The sequence below is a fragment of the Brevibacillus ginsengisoli genome (genome assembly GCF_050113715.1).
In the GTDB taxonomy this organism is placed as follows: domain Bacteria; phylum Bacillota; class Bacilli; order Brevibacillales; family Brevibacillaceae; genus Brevibacillus_H; species Brevibacillus_H ginsengisoli.
In genome coordinates, this window is record NZ_JBNJQR010000003.1 from 257,367 (window position 1) to 275,138 (window position 17,772).

Sequence of the window (17,772 nt, forward strand, 5' to 3'; positions counted from 1 at the left end):
AGTAGAAGGGAATTAGGAGGCGAGAAATTGAAAAAAATCTACGTACTAGATACGAACGTACTCCTGCAAGACCCAATGGCGATTTTCTCGTTTGCCGACAACGAAATCGTCATTCCAGCTGTGGTATTGGAAGAAGTTGATTCCAAAAAACGCTATACGGACGAAATCGGTCGCAACGCCAGGCACGTGTCCCGATTACTGGACAGTTTCCGAAAAGACGGACAGCTTCACCAAGGAGTTACATTAGAGACGGGGGGCGTGCTAAGAGTTGAATTAAACCACTCTTCTTTAAACAAGCTGCAAAAACAGTTCCACGAAATCACCAATGATAATCGGATCTTGGCAGTCGCGATCAATTTACAGGAAGAAGAAAATGTCCAGCCACAACCTCGTCCGGTTATCCTCGTCAGTAAAGATGCACTGATGCGGGTAAAGGCTGACGCGCTGGGGCTGACCGCTGAAGATTTTCTTTCTGATCGTGTCGTCAGGGAATACTCCAGTATTTTCCCTGGATTTTATAAATTATTGGTAGATTCGGAAGTCATCAAAACTTTTTACGCGAATCGTAAATTGTCTCTTCCGTCGTTGTTTCCGAAGCTAACGTTCTATCCCCACCAATTTCTTGTCCTCAAGGATGAATGCAATCCATCCGCCTCGGCGATTGGAAAAGTGGATGCGGATGGGCGGACGATGGAGGCTTTGGTGGTGGATGACGATCCGATTTGGGGGATTAAGGCGCGCAATGTTCAGCAGCGGATGGCCATTGAGCTTTTGCTGCGTAACGATATACCATTAGTAACCATGACAGGAAAAGCGGGAACAGGCAAAACCTTGCTCGCACTGGCTTCAGGATTGTTGCAAATCGAGGATATGCAGAAGTATAAAAAATTGTTGGTTGCGCGTCCAATCGTTCCACTGGGCAAGGATATCGGCTATTTGCCGGGGGAGAAAGAAGAAAAACTGCGGCCATGGATGCAGCCAATCTACGATAATTTGGAGTATCTGTTTAATACCAAACGGCCGGGTGATCTTGATAAAATCCTCGCGGGCATGGGAAGCATTCAGGTTGAGGCACTCACTTATATTCGTGGTCGTTCCATTCCTGGTCAGTTTATTATCATTGACGAGGCGCAGAATTTAACCAAACACGAGGTGAAAACCATTCTGACCCGTGTCGGTGAAGGCTCCAAGATCGTCTTGATGGGAGACCCGGAACAGATTGACCATCCCTATCTTGACGAGAGCAACAATGGGCTGACCTATATCGTGGAAATGTTCAAGGATCAAAAGTTGGCGGGCCACGTCAAATTGGAAAAAGGGGAGCGAAGCACTCTCGCCCAGCTCGCTGCGGATATTTTGTAAGCGCACATGATGTTTACGACGATTGCTTATGCTACGGGAGTCTGATCAGGCTCCCTTTTCCATTTGCGTGACAGAGCGACGTTTCAGTCCCCCGATGAGAGGGGAAAAGGGACGAAGTCTTTTCTTCAAGCTTGCCCCATATGGTGTAACATAGGGGGGGCGAAGCGGATGGTGAATTTGGACTCATCTATTTCTTTTTTACTTTACATAACGGCTGTTTCCAGCGCGGCTGCAGGGGTAACGGAAGCCTTCAAATCGATAATCCCGTTCATGGGTACCGACTACATTCCAGAGGATGAAGACTTTGAGTCGCATAATATGGCAGCAAGGCTGACCAGTTACAAACGTTTTCTAAACCTGGTGATCTCAACGATTTCGGCTGGGGTGATTTTTGCGTTGATCGGTATAGATCCCGGCTTGATTCTAATAGGTGCGCAGAAGGTTTACGTGGAGCATTCATGGGAAGTAGGAGTTTGGGTGTGGGGTATCGTGGCCGTATTTGGCTCACCGTTCTTTCATTCATTGTTGAAGATCATGGAGGGGCTGAAGCAATCGGTTAATGATGTCTCTTTTAAGCCAAGGCAAAAAGTGAAGAAGCCTTAGAAGACGCTCTGTCTGAACCTTGCTTAGGCTGGGGGAACTGGTATAAGATAGGAAGCAAACGAATTGTGATCGTAAAAGGAGTAGGAGACTTGACATGGGTAGACATTATTATCTTCTCACCAGCCTAATCATTGCAGCATTCTTCCTCTTAAGCGGATGCAATCAGACAACCACACCGTCGAGTACACAGACTGCCAATCCAGCTGTTGCGGATAAGTTTGATCCAGAGAAGCAACAAGAATACGGAATGTTGGGAATCTATCTCGGTGAAGGTGTTAAAGAAGCCATTGACCAATTGAAGCCGACTCATTATGAGTTCATGGATGCGATATCCAGACAAAGTTTGACGGTTGATCAGCTGGCAAAGGGAGAAGGCACAGTATCCACAGGTATCGTCACCCTGGGCCCTTCACAGGTTATGTTGAAGGTGCGCGGTGGCGTAGTGGAAAGCATTATGACGGGTGGCATTCCAGAATCCGAAGGGAAAAACATCAAGACCAATCGCGGTGTGGCGGTGTACGAATCCACCGAAAAGGTCAAACAAGTATACGGAGATCCGCAGTCAGAGAGTGACAAAGAACTCGTATATAAGGGTTCTACGTATCAAATGCAATTTGCCGTGTTTCAAAATCGAGTAATCGGTTACCGATTTGATCGAGTTCAATAAAATATCGTGTTGAATGAAGCTTTTCTTCCTGGTTGTTATGGGAGAAAAGCTTTTTCTTATTTATAAACAATAAAGGTTTCATTCATATTTATGGCGGGTATAGTTATAACAAAAATGTAACAAAAAAGTCAGAGATTCGACAAAATATCCTGAAGGAGAGGGACGCCATATGAATATCAGAAGGTTCTTTCGGATATCCATTCGCAAAAAATTGATTATTTCATCGATCATGTTGCTATTGATTCCAAGCTTGATTATCGGAGGGTCCGCGTACGATAGCGCAAAAAATAAAATAGAGGAACAATTAATGCGATCATCTTCGCAAAACGTCCAATTATTGGATGAAAGTATTAACGAGTTCCTGAATACCAAGTCAAAAGATGCTGGAATGATCGCCAAAAACATTTCCAGGGACAAGTTTACAGCAAACGGCAGTCCGGCAGTGATGCAATTCATTAATAGCTACCAGCAATCTCATCCCGAGATTAAAAACGCGTATGTAGGCTCCGATACGGGAATCATGTTAATTTCTCCACCCTCTAAGTTCCAAGATGGTTATGATCCCAGGACCCGTCCTTGGTATCAAAATGCAATACAGAAGAAGGGTGAGATTGTATTAACCGATCCATATGTGGATGCCGCTTCTGGACAGATTGTCACTACAGCATCTTGTGTGTTGGCAGATGGCAGCGGTGTAGTAGGCGTCGATATCAGTATGGACTATCTTAAGGAATTGGCGCAGACGGTAAAAATCGGGGAGAATGGCTATGTGTTTATCCTCGATAAAGAAAAGAAATATTTGGTGCATCCTTCCGCCAAAATCGGGGACGTAGATACAGAAGGTTATGTCAATCAAATGTATGGACAAGAAAGTGGTTTGCTTGATATTTCAACAGCCAAAGGCATCGAAAAAGCCAGTTTTATTACGAATAAGCGGACTGGCTGGAAAATCGTCGGATCCATGCAATCCGTGGAGGTTTCCAATGCCGCTCAACCTATCTTCGTGACAACTGGATTGGTCGTTCTGATTGCGCTGATAATTGGTTTGACTCAAACGTTTTTTATAAATCGTTCCATCATTCGACCGCTTCATCAATTAGTGGGTGCATCTCGTAAGGTGAGTGAAGGAGATCTGACTCAACATATAACAATCTCCAATGATGACGAGATAGGGCAGCTGGGAATTAGTTTCAACAAAATGAGCGATTCTCTTCGCGAAGTATTGCATCAGTTGTTGGAGACGACGGAACAGGTTGCCTCCTTGTCAGAACAGCTTACGGCCAACGCAGAACAAACCGCAGAAGCGACCAAACATGTAAGCCGCTCAATTGAAGAGGTTTCCGCTGGCGCTCACAATCAGGTACAGGGTGCTGACGAAGGTGCTCGCGCGATGGAAGAAATGGCGATTGGCATTACACGCATTGCAGAATCCTCCACACATGTAACGGAAGCAGCCTATGAAACCACGACTGAAGCGGATCAAGGAAACCAATCGATTCAAAAAACGGTTTCACAGATGAATTCCATTAATCAATCGGTCCAAGATTCCGCCTCTATTGTTCAGTTGCTCGGCGATCGATCCCAGGAAATCGGTCAGATTGTAGAGGTAATTTCAGGCATCGCTGCGCAAACGAATTTGCTTGCCTTGAATGCAGCGATTGAAGCGGCTCGGGCAGGAGAACAGGGACGAGGGTTTGCCGTTGTAGCAGACGAGGTTCGCAAACTGGCTGAACAGTCCAATTCGTCCGCCAGCCAAATCGCGACACTCATTCAGGAAATTCAACACGATACCAACCGAGCTGTTACCTCCATGGATTCGGTGGTACATGAGGTGCAAGTCGGCTTGCAGTCCGTCGTTGAAGCGGGCGAAGCCTTCAAACACATTGTTGAGTCCTCGCAGAATGTAGCCGATCAAATTCGTGAGATTTCCGCAACCTCCCAGCAGATGTCGGCAGGCTCAGAGGAAGTCGCGGCTTCCGTGGATGAGATGGCCCGCATTGCCAAGGATTCGGCAGACAATGCGGATCGAGTTAATTCTCTTTCCAAAGAACAACTGCTCTCGATTGAAGAAATCTCTCACTCAGCCCTTGTGCTTAGTACCAAGGCGCACGAGCTGCAAAAGCTTATTGAGAAATTTGTTCTATAAACTGTAACGGAACATTATATTTTCGAGCAATGTGTTCGGCAAGATCCTGGTGGGTTGAATCCAGTACATAAATCATGCCCGCTGGATCAGGGATTTTGGCGATGAGATGTTCCTGAAGCTGTTCGATGACGGCCCAAGCGTCAGATGGGTCGTCATTTTTTCTAGGATCGACAGGAAGAGGAGGTTCAAGACGAAACAAGCTGACCAAGTGGGCAAACAGATAGGTGTTGCCTTCAATGCTCTTTAAACCATAATCGTCAAGCAATGGAACCTGCAAGCTAGTCGGAAGTTGGTACAATTCAGATGAATCGGTTGTCATATTGTATTGGGAGAGAATCCGCTCAAGTTTCTCCAGTTCATCTTGGCTAGAAAGAATAAAGGTCGAATCAAAGCGATCGTAAACCTGGACCTGATCGCCGATTTTATGAATAATTTGGGCATAGAAGCCAGGGAGCTTTCCAGCGGGAACATCCATTTCAAGCGCAAACAGCTGACGAATCATTGGTACACCTCTTTTAACTTTGATAGTATATGGAATGAACCATATGTTACCTTATCGATTGACACAAGGAAAGGGGATAGAAAAGCACATGCAATTAAAAATTCGTTCTTATAGTTTGGGACCGTTCCAAACCAATGCGTATCTGATTACAAATGAAACAAATGGGATGTCGATTGTTATCGATCCTGGAATGCAACCGGGCAGTTTATTGGAAGCCATACGAAATGAGAACGTCGTAGCCATTCTATTGACTCATGCGCATCTGGATCATATTGGGGGCTTGCAGGCTGTCCGTAAACAGACTAACGCCCCTGTTTATATACATCCCCTGGAACAAGACTGGTTGACGAATCCAGACCTGAACGGATCTACAAGATGGCAATTATCAGAGCCGATTGTTTGCGACCCCGCCGAGAATAAACTGCAAGATGAACAAAGCCTGGAGCTGGCGGGCATCCCGATTCAGGTATTGCATACTCCCGGACACTCCCCAGGAAGCTGCTCATTTGTCATGGGTCAACATTGTTTTGCAGGAGACGTCTTGTTTGCGCAGTCTATTGGACGAACAGATCTCCCAGGTGGCGATTATGAAACGCTCATGGCAAGTATTCAAGACAAATTGTTTGAATTAGAGGATGACACGATCATCTATCCAGGGCATGGGCCCAAAACAACGATTGAAGCGGAGAAAATGTTCAATCCCTACGTAACCGGTCTGCTCCGTTAGGCTGTGTCATACGTCACATAACGTTCAATCTTGAGTTTGTTCAATTACTGGCGCTGCGGTTCAAAGCCTGATACACTGAGGAAGAACTTCATGTAATTTTTTCTAAAGTTGGCTCATACTAGTTGTAGCGTTCTGTGAACAAACGGGAGGTATAACAAATGACGGTGAGTGGGATTTTTCTTTTGATTATTATGGCTACATTTTCGGGGTCAGCCATTTTGATTTGGTATTGGGCTCGCAAAGACGGTCAATTCGAAAACGTGGAAGACGCGAAATACCAGATGCTAAATGATGAGGAAGAATTTGATCAAATTAAACAAAGGCTCCAAAATTCGTAAAAGTGGCAGTAGAGGAGCATATAAAAACGACTAGCGGAATGCTAGTCGTTTTTTCGTTGATTAAAAACTGAAACCCAACTCATATTTTACTTGAAGCTGGAGCTTATGGTCGTTTAAAGATAAGCCTTCTACCCGGATGTTGGGGGAGATGAGTGCTGGATAGAACCCCAGATCATACTCCTTTTCCAGTTCATCAATGGTGGTTTGAGGCAAATCGAATCCGTCAAACACTAACTGGCTCATGTGAAACTTTAATTCAGTGGGGGAGACCAAGTCGTATTGTCCGACAATTTTGAGATTCATTTGATCAAGATTCCCCTCGACGACTAGCTGATTATTGTCGAATTGAAAGGATGAACCTTTGAAAATATCGTTCTTCCCTGCAAGGAATTGATTGAATTCCTCTTGTCCAATCGTCAATGTAAGTGAGCTAAAGCCGTTGGGTTGAAGGTGATTGGGCGTAGCCAACTCCTTAATCTGGCCCATCGTAGAAGCTAATGTCGAGAAGTATTTGCGAAAAGCTGGAAGTCCACGGTTTCGCCAATCGACGATCAGGTGATCCATTAAGGATTGAACAGCGGTCGGATCCTTCAGGGTTTTCAAGTTTTGTTCCTTTTCTTCCTGAATCCGCTTGATATCAGCCAACTGCTTCTCAAAATGAATGCGCAGCTCTTTTATTTTTCCCAGCCGTTCATGTTTGTCTACCTGCAGTTTGGCGACTTGAGCTCTCTCCTGTTGGAACCTCTCCAGTTTCGCCATGTCATGCTCAAACAATAATTGTAGAAAATCAACCAATAAGAGCAAATCATTAAAGTCTTTCGCCTCAAATAACAGCGAGAGCAGAGATTCGCGCTGCCCCGTGTAATAGGCTCGGATTGTGTCTCCCGCACGTTTGCGTTCTTCCAAAATGGTGCTTTCCTTTTGCGTTAATTGCTGATCAAGATCATCGATTTGTTGTAAGAGATTGTTCTCTTCTTGCTTCAACAGCTCAAGATTGCGCTCTAGTTCGAGCTGAGTAAAATGTTGTTGCAAAATCAACTGTTCGATTGGTAAAGGTTTCTCCGCCCCAACGAGGAGCGGAGAAAGCAATATGCACATGATCATTATCAAGATCAGGCTTTTTCGCATAAAATCACCTTTAGAAGGAGCCGTTCATCAAGCTTGTGTAAGGAACCACTTCCTCCGGCTTCGGAGTGCTGATCTCCCATTTTGGAGGTTGGTTGAAGTTGCTCATTTTTTGATCAAACGTCATACCCAGCGTGACAGAACCTTTTTCTTCAGGTGGTGTAATTTTTAATTTCAAGTCAACCAATTGATAAGGAACATGGTTTTCTTTGTCGATAACGGAGATGAAATCAGCTTTTTGGATGTCGACGGTTTTCTTCAGTTCTGGAGCTTTTGTTTCGAATTCTTTCAAAGAAGCTTGCAGCTCTTCCTTGGTTTTATCGATATCTTCCTTCTTCATATCTTTACCCAATTCTGAACTTGCGACAACGTCCAATACTTCAGGCACGATGGAACCCAACAATGTTTTTACAAACGGAGCCAGGTTATCGTTCGTTAATTGGAACTTCACAACACGGCCATCTTTAATGTCTTGAGGTAAAGTGACTGCATCTTTGGCTACATCAACGAAATATTCTTGGCCCAAATGTTTAGAGACGATATCTGCTGCCTTTTTCCCAACTTCCTGTTGAGCTTTCAGATTTTGCGTGAAGGTAAGCGGTTGTTTGCTCATTTCACTCAATTGTTTCAAGTCAATCTCTACATATTTGCCTTTCAATTGTTGCAGGGATGGAATGAAGTCAATTGCTGGAATCTTCGCCCAGAGCTTATCTTGATTGAACAAGATTGGCATGTTAAAATTCATGGACATGCCTTGGAATTCAATTTTGGCGTCCAGGATTACTTCTGTTTGCATCGGGTCGATTGAAGTGGACCCATGATAGGACAGTTCTGATTTTTTTAATGCGTCTATGAATGTAGCAACACTCGGATCAGATTTTAGAAGCTCAGCATCCGCATCAACCGAGAATTTCATGGTTCCCTGGAAACTGTAAGAGTTGTTGCTTGATTGCTGCTTGAATGCTTCTAGCATTACGTCTTTTGCTGCCCGCTTATCTCCACATCCAGTTAGTAACATACCGACTAGTGCGAATACGAGAAACAGCGGAATCCAAATTTTTTTACGCATGGTTTGTAAAGCTCCTCTCAATTAAATAAACATACGCCTTCCATTATAACTGTAACTGGAAGATTTGTGTGTACTATTTGGTAAATAATGTTTTGTTGATTCTGAAGATTGGAGTTAGGTCCCAATGGAAAGCAAGTTATTATCGATCATTTGTACCGAAATTGAGCAAAGTCCTCATCAAGTGATCCCATTTTCAAGGTTTATGGAACTAGCTTTGTATCATCCAGAGCATGGCTATTACACCTCTTCTAGGCCGAAAGTTGGAAAAGAAGGGGACTTCTTCACGAGTGCGACGGTTCATCCTGTATTTGCCGAGACGTTGGCGGATGCCATCTGTGGCTGGTGGGATGAGTTGAAAACCGACCAGCCCACCCTAATCGAGGTAGGTGGGGGAACCGGCTATATGATGAAGCACATGATCGAACGGATCAAAGCGACGAGATCGGATCTCTATGTACGGATGCAGGTCATTCTCGTGGAAGCAAGTCCCTACCATCGTGAGCTTCAGGCGGAAGCAATCCTTGAGTTTCCTGGTCGCAAAGTATGGTACTCCTCCATTGAGGAAGCGGCTTCAAGCGAGAAAGTCCGTGGGGTCATTGTCTCCAACGAATACTTTGACGCGTTTCCGGTACATATTGTGGAGCGTAAACCAGATGGCTGGCATGAAATCGGCGTCACCGCGAAGGCAGGGGAATTGCGTGAAGTTCGTATGCCTTGTCTGACAGAGGAGATCGCTGTTTTTATGGAGGAAGAGAGTCTGGAAGTTCGCTCCGGTATTCGTTTCGAGGTCAATCTCGGGATGAAATCAGCGATTGCTCAGATGGCGCAGTTGCTGGAGGAAGGATACGTTCTAACCATCGATTACGGGGATGTTCAAGAGCAGTTGTATCATCCGAGCCGGAATCGCGGAACGCTCATGTGCTATTATCGTCATCAGGCACACGAGGACCCTTTCATTCACATCGGAGAACAGGATTTGACAGCCCATGTCAACTTCTCAGCTTTAATGAAGTGGGGAGAAGGGGTGGGGCTTAAGACCGTCAGTTACCAGCGACAAGATCAGTTTCTCGTCGAGCACGGAATCTTGTATAAAGCCCAAAATCATCAGGATACCAATCCGTTTACCAGCCAAGCGATGAAACGAAATCGAGCCATCCAACAGTTAATTCTTCCTGGAGGGATGGGAGGAGTTTTTCAGTTTCTCGTTCAACGGAAGAGTTGAATGAATACCAATTATAAAAGCAATGAAAAAAGATGCTCACGAGGAGCATCTTTTTTTGCGTCTTCAAACGATGGAGGTGCGTCCACCTGAAGAGAGGATGGTAAAACAGGGTCTGTTACATGATCAGCTGTAAAAATGAATGTTCTGCTCCGCCAACAGGCATCAAGAAGAATGTGTAGTAGGTAAACCCTACAAACGAGCAGAACATAAATCCGAAGAAGATTTTTATGTAGGTCTTTTCGGACAATTGCATGTAGCTTAGCGCTACAAAAACTGCGGTTAGAGCAAAAAACAATAATGCCATTTTGGTAATCGAGCCCCAAAGAGCCATAAGTGCAATCATCAACGTCCAAAAACCAAGAACACGATACATGCGATCCATCCAAAATCCCCCCTTCTGGCAGTATTTCCAATAGCAAGATTTCCCTTCCAATTATAATGGACATGGAGAAATGTGTAAATCCGTAAGCTATGTCGTTTTTATGACGCTTACATTGCTATGTTGACGCCTATTCTTTTGGTAAGCGTACGACGGAATAACTGCAAGATTGGCAACCACTCATCATTGATTGTTCTTCTTTTAATTCAACTTTTCCAAAATAAGCTTCAAACATTCCTGCGAGAAGGGCATTATGCATTTTGCATACGCTTTGCGGATATTTTTTCGCGGCATCGGAGAATGTGCAGTTGAATACGCGGAAGCGAATCGTCCCTTCCTCCGTCACATGAATCTCAGGATTAAGGCCTTGCGCGATGATCAAACGGGTGATGCTGTCTAAAGCTTTCTGAAATGGAAGATTGCTAGGATCGAGCGAGGTCTCCATCAGAGCTCTTTTTGCTGCTTCCAGACCCATACGGTGGCCCATACTAATCAAGGCGGTTTCCGCATGTTCCCCTAATGACATGATCGTTTCAATCGCGATATCTGCTAATGTTTGGTAGTCACGCGGTGGAAATTGCAAACTAACCACCTGATCGGATAATGAATAAAGTCTACTTGGACGGCCACCTTTACCGCTTTTATCAGAAATCGATTGAAGCAGGTCTACGTCTTCCAACTTACTTAAGTGGAGGCGTGCCACATTGGGATGTATGGAGAAGTGATCCGCAACCTCTTGAACAGTTACTGCCTGACGACTTGCAGCAATGTACTGGTAAATGGAGAAACGGGTGGGGTCGGCAAGAGCGTTGGTTAATTTTTGAGCATCGTTTTCCATACGCTTTCCCCCTTTCAAATATTGTCGAAGTCTAGTGTAGCTGATTTTTAGTGGATTGTTAAGCTTGTAACATACATTTCACAATAATACCTCAAAGTTTAAATTTATTATATTAAATACTATTGACATAGTGTTTTTGTGGTCTGTATAATTTTCCTATCTATAAAGCTAGTTGGATTCTCTTACATTCCTAATAATATGTGCGTATTGAAGGGTTTTAACCTAAAATCAGCTGAAGAGAAGAATAAGTGAATGAAAGACAGATCCAATTGATCAAAAAGTTGAGATTACACAAAAAATTCGTGTAATCTGTATGGAGGGGTTGTCATGGCGACTGCTACTCAAGGACAAACAATCACATTTTTTACATATCCGAGCTGCACATCCTGTCGAAAGGCGAAGGCGTGGTTAGCTGAGAATGGCGTGAAGTACGTGGAACGACACTTGTTCAAAAACCCGCCATCCGCGGAGGAGCTTCTCGAGATCATCAAAATGACAACGAATGGAATGGATGAAATCCTCTCTACTCGCAGTCAAAAGTTCAAAAATCTCGATGTGGAAATTGAGGATATGACAGTTAGCGAATTGCTTGAAATGTTAAGTGAGGATCCTCGCCTGTTGAAACGTCCGATTCTAACCGACGGAGAAAATGTGATTATTGGCTTTAATCAGTCAGCAATGAAAAACTTGTTAGCTTAATAAACGAGTCATGATAAGGAAGTGATGGAATCAACATCGCTTCCTTTTTTGTATGTTGGCTGTGGAAAAAGACGAGCCTGCTTGATACGATTAGGAATATTCTCTGTGATCAAATGAAAACTTAGATCATGAGGCAAAATGGAAAGGGGACAGGACGCGTTGGAAACCATACATTCAACAGTGGAGCAAGGGATTGCGCTCATCACGCTTAACCGTCCGGAAAAAAGAAATGCCATCAATTTGAAGATGGTAGAAGAATTAACCGTATTACTTGATCAATACCGTCAGGATCCGGAAGTGAAGGTACTGATCTTTACGGGGGAGGGACAAGTTTTCATCTCGGGTGGAGACTTGAGTGAGCTCATTTTGGCCAAAGGAAAAGAAGAAGCGTTTCCTGTGCTCTACAAAATCGGTGAATTACTGGAAAATATCGACCAGTATCCAAAACCGACGATTGCCATGATCAACGGAACAGCCATTGGCGGAGGTTGTGAATTCGCGGGCTCCTGTCATTTTCGTTTTGCGGTCGACACCGCGATGCTTGGATTTGTCCAGATTGGGATGCATATCATCACAGGATGGGGTGGAGGAAGTCGCCTGTTTGACAAATTAAACGAGGCGAATGCACTTTCGATGCTTTTGACCGGAGAACGAATTTCTGCGGAAGAAGCGAAACGACTGGGTTTCCTTCAGGAGATTTTTCCAGCAGAGCAGTTGGAGGATTCGGTGATGAATTTCGCGAGCAAGATTGCTTCCCAGCCGATTGAAGGAATTGAAGCTTACCTGCGAATCCTCTCGTGGAAGCGAGAAGGAGTCAGTAGAGAAGAACGGATCAAGCGAGAAATTGAAAAATGCTCGACCATGTGGGGCAGTGAACAGCATGCTGCGGTGGTTCAACGGTTTCTAAAGAAACGCTAGTTTGGCGGTAAATAGACTCCTCCCGTTTAATTTTTATGAGGCTTGGAGATACTTTTTCTATGTCGATAGGATATCAAACACTCCAAAGTCGCTTTGACTTGGAGATTGCTAAGTTTCCTGATAGAAAGAGATTCTACGAGAATAGGAAAAAGCATAGAATGAACTAATTCACCTCATAAGTATTCGGGAGGGACATCACATATGGTAGCTTCAAGACAAGATGCTTGGACAGATGACGATGATTTGGTATTAGCAGAAGTAACCCTTCGCCTTATCCGTGAAGGCGGCACGCAACTCGCTGCTTTCGAGGAAGTGGGGCAGCGGCTCGGTCGTACAGCGGCGGCATGTGGGTTTCGCTGGAACAGTGCCGTCCGTAAAAGGTATGAGGCTGCAATCGCGATCGCTAAGAGTCAGCGACAGCAGTTGAAGAAAGCGGGGCGGATTCAGGTGCTCGCGGAAATGGCTACAGAAGATTTCCACGAGATGAATGTTAACCCGACACCATTGCCTCAAGTCACAACGCCGACGCCGACTATTGCCCAGCCTCCAACTGTTGGGCAAGACGAGGAACAGTTGGATCAGGCTATCCGTACATTGATGAAGTACAAAGATGTGGTACGCCGTCTCAAGCAGCTAGAGCGAGATTTAGAGCACAAAGAAACAGAGTTGAGAGCCCTGCAAGAGGTCAACTTCAAAATGAAAAAAGAGCTGGACAGTGTACAGGGAGTCAACGACGATTACAAGGCTCTGTTGCAAATCATGGATCGAGCGCGAAAGTTGGCGTTCCTCAAAGAGGAAGAACCCTCTAAACCCGTATTTAAAATGGATGCTAACGGGAATTTGGAGCGAGTAGAGTAGCAAGAAGATAAGACTTCGTCCCTTTTAGCTCTGTAGAAGCTCGCATAGTAGTGGAAATGTCCGTTCTTTCTCTGCGAAAGGGAGTCGCCAAACGCTACGCGCCCCTAAAGGGGTTGAGTGGCGACTTTTTTCCCTTTCTCCGTTCCTTCACTTAGCATCGCTTCAAAGGAGGCTGCAAGTGGACGAAGTCTTATCTTAAGTGGGTTTAATAAAATGGAAAGAAGCGGAGCTAAGCTCCGCTTCTTTTTTAGTCTTGCATCTCGACCCCTTCAGGCAGCCACACGTACGGATTTTCCCCACGGTCGCGCATGAAGTTGTATTTTACTGGCGTAAAGCCCATTTTGCACCAGAACTCATCCGCGCGGCATCGAGAGTTGGTTTTGATTGGACAACCAAAGCTTTTCGCGTGGTTCACGAGTGCGGTACCGAAATCTTTTACGCGGTAATCAGGCAATACTTCCAATTTCCACAACTCGTAATAGTCTTGTTGCGGTTGAAAATAGCGGTCATACTTGCTGTCAATTTTGTATAAGCTCATACGGGCGATCAACAGGTTATCTTGATAAATTCCGTAGAATGGAGATTCGGAATCATTTTCGATAATATTGGCTTCCAAATCGTCTTTCATGGACAATTCTTCGATTCCGAATTCACGAAACTTCTGGAACTCCTCTAGAGTCTTGTAGTTTATACGTAAGCGTTTTACTTCGTACATGTCAGACACTCCCCCTCAAGACATTTACCACATATTTTTTCTTTTTTCTATTATACACAAATTAGGTAACAAATTCTCCATTGAAACAAGTAAAACGACATTTTAGATAGGTAAAAAGGAAATGATTTCGTTTTCCTGCAAGGAAATTGAAATTTCCTGCTAGAAGAATCGTCAGAGAAGTGGCAAAATAGAGAATAGATAATGAAGAAGGGAGAGTAGCCATGCGTAAGGTATTGATCGCAAATCGCGGGGAAATTGCCCGACGAATTATTCGCACCTGCAAAAAGCTGGGGATTGCCACAGTGGCTGTTTATTCTGAAGCAGATAAAGACATGCCGTTTGTTCGTGAAGCAGATGAAGCCGTTTTGATCGGCCCTCCACCTGTTCCGCAAAGCTATTTGAATTTGGAAGCCATTATGACCGCCGCCAAATCAACAGGTGCGGATGCTATTCATCCAGGCTATGGATTACTGTCGGAGAATTCTCAATTTGCAACAAGATGTAAGGAAGAAGGAATTACATTCATTGGCCCAACTCCAGAGGTTATTGCCCATATGGGAGACAAGGTTACTGCCCGTAAGATTATGCGCGAAGCAGGGGTTCCCGTTGTACCAGGAATCGAAGCGGATATGCCGACTGCGGAGGAAGCCATCCACTTTGCCAATCAAATCGGCTATCCCGTCATGTTGAAAGCAAGCGCGGGCGGCGGCGGAATCGGGATGCAGGTGTGCAACTCCGATGAGGAGCTTCGTCAGGCGTTCCAATCAGCCAAGGGTAGAGCCAAAGCCTATTTTGGCAATGATACAATGTTCCTTGAGAAGTTCGTGCAGAATCCGCATCACATTGAAGTGCAAATTATAGCCGACCAGCATGGAAACTACCTGCATGCCCTCGAAAGAGAATGCTCCATTCAACGACGCCACCAAAAGGTCGTAGAGGAAAGCCCTTCTCCATTCTTAAGTGAGAGTACACGCTTATCCATTTGCCAAGCCGCTTTGGATGCCGCGCGTGCCGTCAACTATACCGGTGTTGGCACCGTAGAATTTATTATGGATGCAAACCAAACCTTCTACTTCCTCGAAATGAATACGCGGCTGCAAGTCGAGCATCCGGTAACCGAAGAAATGACAGGACTTGATTTGGTGGAATGCCAAATTTTCATCGCCCGCAACGAAGCGTTGGGGATCTCTCAGGAAGAGATTCGAGCACATCGACACGCGATTGAACTGCGCGTTTACGCGGAAGATCCGAAGACTTTCTTCCCGTCGCCAGGAATGATCGCCGAGTACCAACCGCCAACAGGAGAAGCCATTCGCATTGACGATGGCGTAGAAGCCGGCACACAGGTGACACCGTTCTATGATCCGATGATTGCCAAAGTGATCGTAACGGGCAGCACACGTGAAATTGCGGTAGCCAAAGCGAAAGAAGCGATCGAAGGCTTCCACATCAGCGGGATTAAAACCAATCTCCCATTCCTTTTGGAAGTAATAGAGGATGACGATTTCAAACGAGGCGTCTACGATACGCAATTTATCCAGAATAAAGCGTTAAAAGCATCACAATAAATGCGAACATTCGCAAGAGTTCAACTCTACATTACAAATAAACAAGGAGTGTATCCAAATGAAAAACGTTACAGCAAATATGGCAGGAACCCTTATTAATGTATTAGTGCAAGTAGGCGATGATGTGAAAGCGGGTCAGGATGTTTTGGTACTGGAATCCATGAAAATGGAAGTGCCTTTGCAAGCCGAAGCAGATGGCAAGGTCGTGGAAATCAAAGCGGCGATTGGTGATTTCGTCAATGAAGGCGATGTCATCCTCGTTTTGGAATAATTAATTGATCACGCTTACCAACTGAGCGCTCGCTAGGTTTGTGAAAAGGAGGAAGCGTATGGATATCCGAATTGTAGAAGTAGGCCCTCGTGACGGACTGCAAAATGAGCGAGAAATCGTTTCTACTGCAAGTAAAATCACCTTGATCAATAAGCTTGCTGACGCAGGTTTACGCCAGATCGAGGCGACGTCATTCGTCAATCCGAAGTGGATCCCGCAGCTAGCTGACGCTGTGGATGTACTAAATGGGATTGAACACCATCCAGAAGTAATGTATAGCGCTCTCGTCCCCAATCGTAAGGGGATGGAGCGTGTCCGCGAAACAAACCTGCGTCAAATCGCTGTCTTCATGTCGGCAAGTGAGACGCACAACCTCAAAAATATCAACAAAACCATTGAAGAGACCTTCCCGGTCTTGCAAGAAGTGGTAGAAGAAGCAAGGAGTTTGGGGATTGGTGTTAGGGGATATGTCTCAACCGTTTTTGGTTGCCCGTATGAAGGGGAAGTCTCCATCAAGAGCACGTTAAAGGTGACGGAAGCGTTGTTTACGATGGGTGTTGATGAAGTATCCATCGGCGATACGATTGGAGTTGCCACGCCCAAACAGGTGCATGAGAAATTTGCGGAGCTTGTGCGGAATTTTCCGACTGAGCGCTTAGCCGCCCATTTTCATGATACGAGAGGGACTGGACTTGCCAATGTGGTTGCTGCGTTGGACAAGGGGATTCACATTTTTGACAGCTCGATTGGCGGCTTGGGAGGTTGCCCATACGCTCCTGGAGCAGCGGGCAATATCTCAACCGAAGATCTAGTCTATTTGTTAGAAGGAATGGGCTATTCAACAGGGGTCAATCTGGAGCGGTTATTGCAAGCGGGCAGTTATATCCAACAGGAGCTTGGACGTGAATTGCCCTCCAAAATGTTGAAAGCCTACAATTGCCAAAGCTAGTTTAGCATGGGGGAGGAGAGACATAAGTGACCGTAAGTTTACGAGTAGAAGGCAAGGTCGGAATCCTGACGATAGAACGTCCTGATGTATTCAATTGTTTGAATCTTGAAACACTCCGTACCATGCGAGATCATATCGCCAGACTTCAATTTGAGAAGGACATCCGGGCCGTAATCGTTACGGGTGCGGGGGAGAAGGCGTTCTGCGCGGGTGCCGACCTGAAGGAACGCCGCACGATGAGCGAGTCTCAGGTACAAGAGTTTATCCGCACGATTCGTGATACGTTCACCGAGCTTGAGCGCTTGAACAAACCAGTGATAGCGGCGATCAACGGAGCCGCGTTTGGTGGTGGAACAGAATTGGCGCTATCCTGCGATCTGCGCGTGTTAAGCGAAACGGCTCTAATGGGCTTAACGGAGACCTCGCTTGGAATTATTCCGGGAGCGGGAGGAACGCAGCGCCTCCCACGCATTGTCGGCAAGGCGAAGGCGAAAGAGCTGATTTTTACCGCGCGTCGCATTTCTGCGCAGGAAGCGCTCTCGATTGGATTGGTCAACCGAGTAGTTCCTCAAGAGCAAGTATTAGCCGCTGCCCTGGAGTTGGCTGAAGAGATTGCTCAGAATGCGCCGATTGCGTTGGCGCAAGCCAAGTATGCGATTGATTTTGGCTTGGAGGTTGATTTGCAGACTGGACTTGCGATGGAGAGCAATGCCTACCAGGTGCTAATTCCAACGAAAGACCGCTTAGAGGGCTTGGAAGCTTTCAAGGAGAAGCGCAGGCCCAATTACCGCGGGGAGTAAAGAAGCGTAGAGTGAT

Annotated in this window: 20 protein-coding genes; 14 read left to right on the forward strand and 6 right to left on the reverse strand. The window is 45.5% G+C overall.

Features of this window, described 5'->3' with window-relative positions; genetic code table 11:
• Positions 1-27: 27 nt before the first annotated feature.
• The 4 genes from ACQCN2_RS08410 (at position 28) to ACQCN2_RS08425 (ending at position 4,778) form a co-directional block, all read left to right on the forward strand.
• Positions 28-1,362 carry a PhoH family protein gene (locus ACQCN2_RS08410; protein WP_426928442.1) on the forward strand — a complete coding sequence of 445 codons (1,335 nt, stop codon included), beginning with the start codon at positions 28-30 and terminating at the stop codon, positions 1,360-1,362.
• A 168-nt stretch (positions 1,363-1,530) separates the two neighbouring features.
• Positions 1,531-1,965: a hypothetical protein gene (locus ACQCN2_RS08415; protein WP_426928443.1), complete on the forward strand. Its 435-nt coding sequence runs from the start codon at positions 1,531-1,533 to the stop codon at positions 1,963-1,965.
• Between the two features lie 94 nt (positions 1,966-2,059).
• On the forward strand, positions 2,060-2,632 hold the full coding sequence (locus ACQCN2_RS08420) for a hypothetical protein (RefSeq protein WP_426928444.1): 573 nt from the start codon (positions 2,060-2,062) through the stop codon (positions 2,630-2,632).
• A gap of 169 nt (positions 2,633-2,801) precedes the next feature.
• Positions 2,802-4,778, forward strand: a complete 1,977-nt coding sequence (locus ACQCN2_RS08425) for a methyl-accepting chemotaxis protein (protein ID WP_426928445.1) — start codon at positions 2,802-2,804, stop codon at positions 4,776-4,778.
• Here ACQCN2_RS08425 and ACQCN2_RS08430 read toward each other — a convergent pair.
• Positions 4,756-5,280, reverse strand: a complete 525-nt coding sequence (locus tag ACQCN2_RS08430; RefSeq protein WP_426928446.1) for a hypothetical protein — start codon at positions 5,278-5,280, stop codon at positions 4,756-4,758. The two genes, ACQCN2_RS08425 and ACQCN2_RS08430, sit on opposite strands and share 23 nt — an antisense overlap.
• Before the next feature lie 88 nt (positions 5,281-5,368).
• Between ACQCN2_RS08430 and ACQCN2_RS08435 the strand changes: the two genes are divergently transcribed.
• Both ACQCN2_RS08435 and ACQCN2_RS08440 read left to right on the forward strand, forming a co-directional pair.
• Positions 5,369-6,007 (forward strand): MBL fold metallo-hydrolase, encoded by a 639-nt coding sequence (locus ACQCN2_RS08435; protein ID WP_426928447.1) that lies wholly within the window; start codon positions 5,369-5,371, stop codon positions 6,005-6,007.
• A gap of 158 nt (positions 6,008-6,165) precedes the next feature.
• Positions 6,166-6,345, forward strand: a complete 180-nt coding sequence (locus ACQCN2_RS08440) for a cbb3-type cytochrome oxidase assembly protein (RefSeq protein WP_426928448.1) — start codon at positions 6,166-6,168, stop codon at positions 6,343-6,345.
• A 60-nt stretch (positions 6,346-6,405) separates the two neighbouring features.
• On the opposite strand, the gene ACQCN2_RS08445 is transcribed toward ACQCN2_RS08440, so the two are convergent.
• Positions 6,406-7,473 carry a coiled-coil domain-containing protein gene (locus ACQCN2_RS08445; protein ID WP_426928449.1) on the reverse strand — a complete coding sequence of 356 codons (1,068 nt, stop codon included), beginning with the start codon at positions 7,471-7,473 and terminating at the stop codon, positions 6,406-6,408.
• A 10-nt stretch (positions 7,474-7,483) separates the two neighbouring features.
• Complete coding sequence (locus ACQCN2_RS08450; protein ID WP_426928450.1) at positions 7,484-8,539, reverse strand: hypothetical protein; 1,056 nt, start codon at positions 8,537-8,539, stop codon at positions 7,484-7,486.
• Between the two features lie 124 nt (positions 8,540-8,663).
• Here ACQCN2_RS08450 and ACQCN2_RS08455 point away from each other — a divergent pair, with 124 nt between their 5' ends.
• Positions 8,664-9,761, forward strand: a complete 1,098-nt coding sequence (locus ACQCN2_RS08455; protein WP_426928451.1) for a class I SAM-dependent methyltransferase — start codon at positions 8,664-8,666, stop codon at positions 9,759-9,761.
• Between the two features lie 115 nt (positions 9,762-9,876).
• Here ACQCN2_RS08455 and ACQCN2_RS08460 read toward each other — a convergent pair whose 3' ends face one another.
• Both ACQCN2_RS08460 and ACQCN2_RS08465 read right to left on the reverse strand, forming a co-directional pair.
• Positions 9,877-10,143 (reverse strand): DUF2626 family protein, encoded by a 267-nt coding sequence (locus ACQCN2_RS08460; protein ID WP_426928452.1) that lies wholly within the window; start codon positions 10,141-10,143, stop codon positions 9,877-9,879.
• Between the two features lie 127 nt (positions 10,144-10,270).
• The gene (locus tag ACQCN2_RS08465; RefSeq protein WP_426928453.1) at positions 10,271-10,978 is read right to left on the reverse strand and encodes a helix-turn-helix transcriptional regulator; all 708 of its coding nucleotides are present in this window, start codon (positions 10,976-10,978) and stop codon (positions 10,271-10,273) included.
• A gap of 327 nt (positions 10,979-11,305) precedes the next feature.
• Here ACQCN2_RS08465 and ACQCN2_RS08470 point away from each other — a divergent pair, with 327 nt between their 5' ends.
• The 3 genes from ACQCN2_RS08470 (at position 11,306) to ACQCN2_RS08480 (ending at position 13,453) form a co-directional block, all read left to right on the forward strand.
• Positions 11,306-11,677: a Spx/MgsR family RNA polymerase-binding regulatory protein gene (locus ACQCN2_RS08470; protein ID WP_426928454.1), complete on the forward strand. Its 372-nt coding sequence runs from the start codon at positions 11,306-11,308 to the stop codon at positions 11,675-11,677.
• 159 nt (positions 11,678-11,836) lie between these two features.
• Positions 11,837-12,595, forward strand: coding sequence for an enoyl-CoA hydratase/isomerase family protein (locus ACQCN2_RS08475; protein WP_426928455.1), 759 nt, complete (start codon positions 11,837-11,839; stop codon positions 12,593-12,595).
• A 201-nt stretch (positions 12,596-12,796) separates the two neighbouring features.
• Positions 12,797-13,453: an RsfA family transcriptional regulator gene (locus ACQCN2_RS08480; protein ID WP_426928456.1), complete on the forward strand. Its 657-nt coding sequence runs from the start codon at positions 12,797-12,799 to the stop codon at positions 13,451-13,453.
• A gap of 247 nt (positions 13,454-13,700) precedes the next feature.
• On the opposite strand, the gene ACQCN2_RS08485 is transcribed toward ACQCN2_RS08480, so the two are convergent.
• Positions 13,701-14,168: an N-acetyltransferase gene (locus ACQCN2_RS08485; protein WP_426928457.1), complete on the reverse strand. Its 468-nt coding sequence runs from the start codon at positions 14,166-14,168 to the stop codon at positions 13,701-13,703.
• Between the two features lie 221 nt (positions 14,169-14,389).
• On the opposite strand from ACQCN2_RS08485, the gene ACQCN2_RS08490 reads away from it, so the two are divergent.
• The 4 genes from ACQCN2_RS08490 to ACQCN2_RS08505 are packed head-to-tail and all read left to right on the forward strand — an operon-like array spanning position 14,390 to position 17,756.
• A complete protein-coding gene (locus tag ACQCN2_RS08490; protein ID WP_426928458.1) occupies positions 14,390-15,736 on the forward strand; it encodes an acetyl-CoA carboxylase biotin carboxylase subunit in 1,347 nt (448 codons plus the stop codon).
• 58 nt (positions 15,737-15,794) lie between these two features.
• Positions 15,795-16,007 carry a biotin/lipoyl-containing protein gene (locus ACQCN2_RS08495; RefSeq protein ID WP_426928459.1) on the forward strand — a complete coding sequence of 71 codons (213 nt, stop codon included), beginning with the start codon at positions 15,795-15,797 and terminating at the stop codon, positions 16,005-16,007.
• Between the two features lie 58 nt (positions 16,008-16,065).
• The gene (locus tag ACQCN2_RS08500; RefSeq protein ID WP_426928460.1) at positions 16,066-16,956 is read left to right on the forward strand and encodes a hydroxymethylglutaryl-CoA lyase; all 891 of its coding nucleotides are present in this window, start codon (positions 16,066-16,068) and stop codon (positions 16,954-16,956) included.
• Between the two features lie 26 nt (positions 16,957-16,982).
• Positions 16,983-17,756, forward strand: coding sequence for an enoyl-CoA hydratase (locus ACQCN2_RS08505; RefSeq protein WP_426928461.1), 774 nt, complete (start codon positions 16,983-16,985; stop codon positions 17,754-17,756).
• The last annotated feature ends 16 nt before the right edge of the window (positions 17,757-17,772 follow it).